The organism is Kineococcus indalonis, from assembly GCF_009906395.1.
GTDB classification, from domain to species: domain Bacteria; phylum Actinomycetota; class Actinomycetes; order Actinomycetales; family Kineococcaceae; genus Kineococcus; species Kineococcus indalonis.
In genome coordinates this window covers 1-4514 of record NZ_JAAALM010000341.1, presented here as the reverse complement: position 1 = coordinate 4514, position 4514 = coordinate 1, and the positions used below count along the sequence as shown (strand labels likewise).

At 75.2% G+C, this 4514-nt stretch carries 6 protein-coding genes; 2 read left to right on the top strand and 4 right to left on the bottom strand.

From position 1 onward, the window contains the following. Positions 1-145 precede the first annotated feature (145 nt). Positions 146-598 (top strand): hypothetical protein, encoded by a 453-nt coding sequence (locus GTR00_RS15250; RefSeq protein WP_166612450.1) that lies wholly within the window; start codon positions 146-148, stop codon positions 596-598. A gap of 52 nt (positions 599-650) precedes the next feature. Here the strand turns inward: GTR00_RS15250 and GTR00_RS15245 are convergent, their stop codons facing one another. After that, positions 651-881 (bottom strand): hypothetical protein, encoded by a 231-nt coding sequence (locus GTR00_RS15245; protein WP_166612449.1) that lies wholly within the window; start codon positions 879-881, stop codon positions 651-653. A gap of 82 nt (positions 882-963) precedes the next feature. Here GTR00_RS15245 and GTR00_RS15240 point away from each other — a divergent pair, with 82 nt between their 5' ends. Beyond that, the gene (locus GTR00_RS15240) at positions 964-1350 is read left to right on the top strand and encodes a nuclear transport factor 2 family protein (RefSeq protein WP_166612448.1); all 387 of its coding nucleotides are present in this window, start codon (positions 964-966) and stop codon (positions 1348-1350) included. Positions 1351-1353: 3 nt separating this feature from the next. Here the strand turns inward: GTR00_RS15240 and GTR00_RS15235 are convergent, their stop codons facing one another. The 3 genes from GTR00_RS15235 to GTR00_RS15225 all read right to left on the bottom strand — a co-directional run bounded on the left by GTR00_RS15235 (position 1354) and on the right by GTR00_RS15225 (position 4453). Then, a complete protein-coding gene (locus GTR00_RS15235) occupies positions 1354-2202 on the bottom strand; it encodes a helix-turn-helix transcriptional regulator (RefSeq protein ID WP_166612447.1) in 849 nt (282 codons plus the stop codon). 76 nt (positions 2203-2278) lie between these two features. After that, complete coding sequence (locus GTR00_RS15230; protein ID WP_166612446.1) at positions 2279-3094, bottom strand: alpha/beta hydrolase; 816 nt, start codon at positions 3092-3094, stop codon at positions 2279-2281. A 33-nt stretch (positions 3095-3127) separates the two neighbouring features. Further along, positions 3128-4453, bottom strand: a complete 1326-nt coding sequence (locus GTR00_RS15225; RefSeq protein ID WP_166612445.1) for an extracellular solute-binding protein — start codon at positions 4451-4453, stop codon at positions 3128-3130. Positions 4454-4514: the final 61 nt, after the last annotated feature.

The following is a 4514-nucleotide window of genomic DNA, read 5'->3' as shown; positions in this document are numbered from 1 at the left end:
GGGGCGGACCGCACCGGGGGTGGGCTCCTGCGACCGCCGCGCCGGGTGCGGGCACCGGGCGCCGGGCGGGTCTACCGTGGTGGCGAGGGTGTTCCACGGGGTGCGGCACGGGGGTGCTGCGCGGCACCGGTCGAGGAGGACCGCGGTGGTGCGACGGTGTCTGGTGGTGGCCAACCAGAGCCTGCGGGGCGAGGCGCTGGAGCGGGCGGTGCGGCAGCGGCTGGAGCAGGGCGAGCACGAGTTCCACGTCGTGGTGCCGGCCACCCCGCTGCGCGAGCAGGTGCTCGGCCCCGGCACCTCGCCCGCCGAGGCCGCCCTGGCCCTGCCCGAGCACAGCTACGCCGTGGCCCAGCAGCGCCTGGACGCGGCGCTGGCGCGCATCGAGGCCCTCGGGGCGTCGGTGAGCGGTGAGGTCGGCGACGCGGACGTGGTGGCGGCCGCCCGCCTGGCCCTGACCCGCTTCGCCGCCGAGGAGATCGTGGTCTCCACCCTGCCCGCGGGCCTGTCGCGCTGGCTGCGCGGCGACGTCCCGTCCAAGCTCGCCCGGGCCACCGGCCTGCCCGTCACCCACGTCACCGGCGGGGCGCGCCGGCACTGAGCCGGTCCCCGCGCTGCGCGGCGCCGGTCCGGTGCGCGCGGCACCGGGCGCGTCAGGTGGCGGGCACGACGACCGGCGTCCCGGAGCGCAGGCGCATCGCGCCGGGGGGTCTCGGCCCGCCCTGGCCCCAGCGGAAACCCTCCGGCGCCCCCTCCACCGAGCTCACGTCCCAGAAGCCGGGGCCCTCCCGCTCGCAGCGCGTGCACACCACGTACGGCTCGCCGTCCTCGGTGTCCCGGACCGACCAGCTGTGGCGCCCCAAGCGGCACCTGAGCGACTTCACGGCACACCTCCTCGTCGAGGTCCTGCGGTGCAGTGTCCTCCTCCGCCGCCCCGGCGTCGAGGGACGGCCCTAGCCTGGTCCGGTGCCACCCACCGAGCCGGACCTGCTGGCGGTGCTGCGCGAGCTGCAGGCGCGCGAACCGCTGTTCCACCGCCCCGAGCTGGGCACCGGCGCGGAGGACCTCGAGGCGCAGATGGCGCCGGACTTCTTCGAGGTCGGCGCCTCGGGGCGCTGCTACGACCGGCAGCACGTCAAGGACGTCCTGCTGCGGCGCTGGGCCGAGGCCGGTGCGGAGGGCGAGGACGCCTGGGAGACCTCCGGCTTCCACTGCCGCGCCCTGGGCGCCGAGACGTACCTGCTGACCTACACGCTGCGCCAGGGCGAGCGCGTGACCCGCCGGGTGACGGCGTGGCGCCGCGCGGCGCGGGGCTGGCAGGTCCTGTACCACCAGGGCACCCCGGTCACCTGAGGCTCAACCCGCCGCCTCGGGCGCGGGCGCCCAGCTGGCCAGCATCGGCAGCACCCGCGCCGTGGGCGAGTCCGGTTCGACGGTGTAGACGACCAGGCGCTGGTCGGGGTCGTGCGGCCCCACGACGGACTCGACGCCGAAGCTCAGCGGACCGGCGACCGGGTGCGCGATGCGCTTGTCCACCGAGGTGCGGAAGGTGACCCGCTGGTCGTCCCACCAGCGCGCGACGTCGAGGTCGGCGCGGCGCAGCTCGGTGACCAGGGCGGCCAGGGCCCGGTCGTCGGGGTGACGGCCCACCTCGTAGCGCAGCGCCCCGACCGCGGCGGCGGCGAAGTCGGCCCAGTTCACGATGCGGGTTCGCGCACCGGGGTCGAGGAACAACCAGCGCGCGAAGAGGGTCCCCGGCTCCAGCGCGGCGCCCAGCACCCGGCTGAGCAGCGCGTTGCGCGCCAGGACCTGCGAGCGGCGCCCCAGCAGCAGCACCGGCACGTGCTCCAGCACCCCCATCAGGCGCAGCACCCCCGGGTCGGGGCGCTGGGGGGCCTGCGGGCCGGCCCACCGCCGGCGCGAGGCCGGGGCCGCCAGGTCGCGCAGGTGGGCGCGCTCGACCTCGTCGAGCTGCAGCGCGCGGCTGAGCGCTTCGAGCACCTCCTCGGTGACGGTGTGCTGGCGGCCCTGTTCCAGGCGGCTGTAGTGGTCCGGGCTGAGCCCGGCCAGCACCGCCAGCTCCTCCTTGCGCAGCCCCGGCACCCGCCGCGGGCCGGGGAAGGGCGCGATCCCGGCCCGGGCCGGGGTCAGGCGGTCGCGGCGCGAGCGCAGGAAGGCTCCCAGGGCGGTGCGGTCGGCGGGCACCGGCCCAGCGTAGGAGCGCGGCCGGGCGCGAGCCTGGTCGCGGCGTGACCAGGCAGCGCCCGCCCCGGCAGCGTGGTCAGAACCCGGAGGCGGCCAGCCAGTCCAGGAAGGTCGCGAACCACGCGTCGGAGGGGGTGCCCTGGGCGCGGACGCCGAAGCCGTGCCCGCCGCCGGCGTAGGCGTGCGCCTCGACCGGCACCCCGGCGCTGCGCCACGCGTCGTACAGGCGCAGGCACGAACCGATGATCACGTCGCCGAGCCCGTCGTCGCTGGCCCACGCCAGGAACGCCGGCGGTACCGGCTGCGGCAGCGCCACCTCGTCCCACCAGGCCGGGTAGACCGGCGCCAGGAACGAGGGCCGTTCGGCCGTGGGCGCGTCGAAGGTGGTGGCCAGGGCCACGTACGCGCCGGCGGAGAACCCGAGCAGGCCGGTGCGCCCCGGATCCACGCCCCACTGCTCGGCGTGCTCGCGCACGGTGCGCAGCGCCGCGGCCCCGTCGGCCGCCGCCGCGGCCCGTCGGGCCCGGGAGGTCTCGGCGAGGAACTCCCGGTCGCCGAAGCGGCGCTGGGCGAAGGCGGCGAACTGCGCGTCCTCCGCCGGGGTGGGGGCCAGGCGGTAGTGCAGGACGAAGGCGGCGATGCCGTGGTCGGTGAGCAGCTGGGCCACGTGCGCGCCCTCGTTGTCGACCGCCAGCAGGTGCAGGGCACCACCGGGGGCGACGACCACGCCGGTGCCGGTCGCCGTGCCGGCGGCGGGCAGGTACGGCGTCAGCGTGGGGACCGTGACGTTGCGCAGCATCCGCTCGTCGCCGGGGTGGTCGGGGTCCTCGAAGAGGATCGAGGCGTCCTCGGCATCGTGCTCGCCGAGGGTGAGGGGGTTCAGGCGCTGCACGGTCCTCCTCTGCTGGGTCGGTGCCCGGTGGTGTCAGGACGCGGTGGTGGTGGCGTTCATCGCGTCGGCGAACTGCTGGGGGGTCATGGTGAGGTTGAACAGCTTCTCGATGTTCTCCAGCAGCGCGTCGGCGGCCGCCGGCGCCAGCGCCTGGTCCCAGGACTGCTGGAACGTCGCGGCGCCCGAGGCGAGGTCGTAGACGAACTGCAGCCACTCGGCGTCCTCGGAGGCGCCGAACTGCTCGTCGGCGCCGATGACGATGGGCACCGAGCCCGAGGCGATCCAGGCCTTGGTGGTGGCGTCGCCGACGAGGGACTCGGTGAAGAACCTCTTCGCGGTGGCCTTGGCCTCCTCGGAGGCCGTGGCGGACACCGCGTAGTAGCCCGAGGGGTTGCCCACCGTGGCGGTCGGGTCGCCCGCACCGCCGGTGACCAGGGGGAAGGTGGTGTACCCCAGGTTCCCGCCGGTGACGAAGTCGCCGCCGGCCTCCTTCATCGAGCCGTACGTCCACGCCCCGTGCAGCATCATCGCCGCCCTGCCGGTGTACAGCAGGGCCTGGTCGGCGTTGGAGTCCGCCGCGATCGAGGCGAACCCTTCGACGAAGCCGCCGGCCCGGACGAGTTCCTGCACCTTCGTCAGGGCGTCCAGCGACGTCGGCTGCGACCAGGCGTCCGGCTGGCCGTCGTAGATGGACTGGAAGAGCTGGGCGCCGCCGATGCGGTCGTAGAGGTACTCCAGCCACATCATGTTCGTCCACCGCGACTGCCCGCCCAGGGAGAACGGTGCGATGCCGGCGTCGTTGAAGACGGGCACGAGCGCCATCAGCTCGTCCCAGGTGGTCGGCGGCTGGGCGCCGACCTGCTCGAAGAGGACCTTGTTGTAGTACAGGACGATGGGGGTGACCGCCTCGCACGGGATCGCGTAGATCTTGCCGTCCACGGTCGCCGCGGCGAAGGCGCTGGCGAAGAGCTTGTCCTTCAGCGCGGCGTTCTCGGTGAAGAACCCGGTGAGGTCCTCCACCTTGCCGTTGCGCACGTAGTCGCGCAGCCCGCCGCCGCCCCAGCTGGGCAGGACGGTGGGTGCCTGGCCCGCGCCGATGGCGGTGCGGATCTTCGACTTGTACGCGTCGTTCTGGAAGGCCGACAGGGCGATCGTGCTGTCCGGGTTGGCCTCGTTGAAGGCCTCGACGGCGTCGGTGCGGATGCCCTCCCCCGGCTGCCCGGTGAGGATCCACATGCTCGCACCCTCGGCGCCGCCGCCCGGTCCCGACGAGCCGCACGAGGTCAGCGCGCCGGCGGCCACGGGCGTGGCCAGCGCGAGGGCGAGGAACGAGCGGCGGGTGGTCGGGGTGCGGTTCATGCGGATCTCCGATGCGCTCTGCCGCGACGGTGCGGCGGTCGGGACGGGGTGGGACGGATCG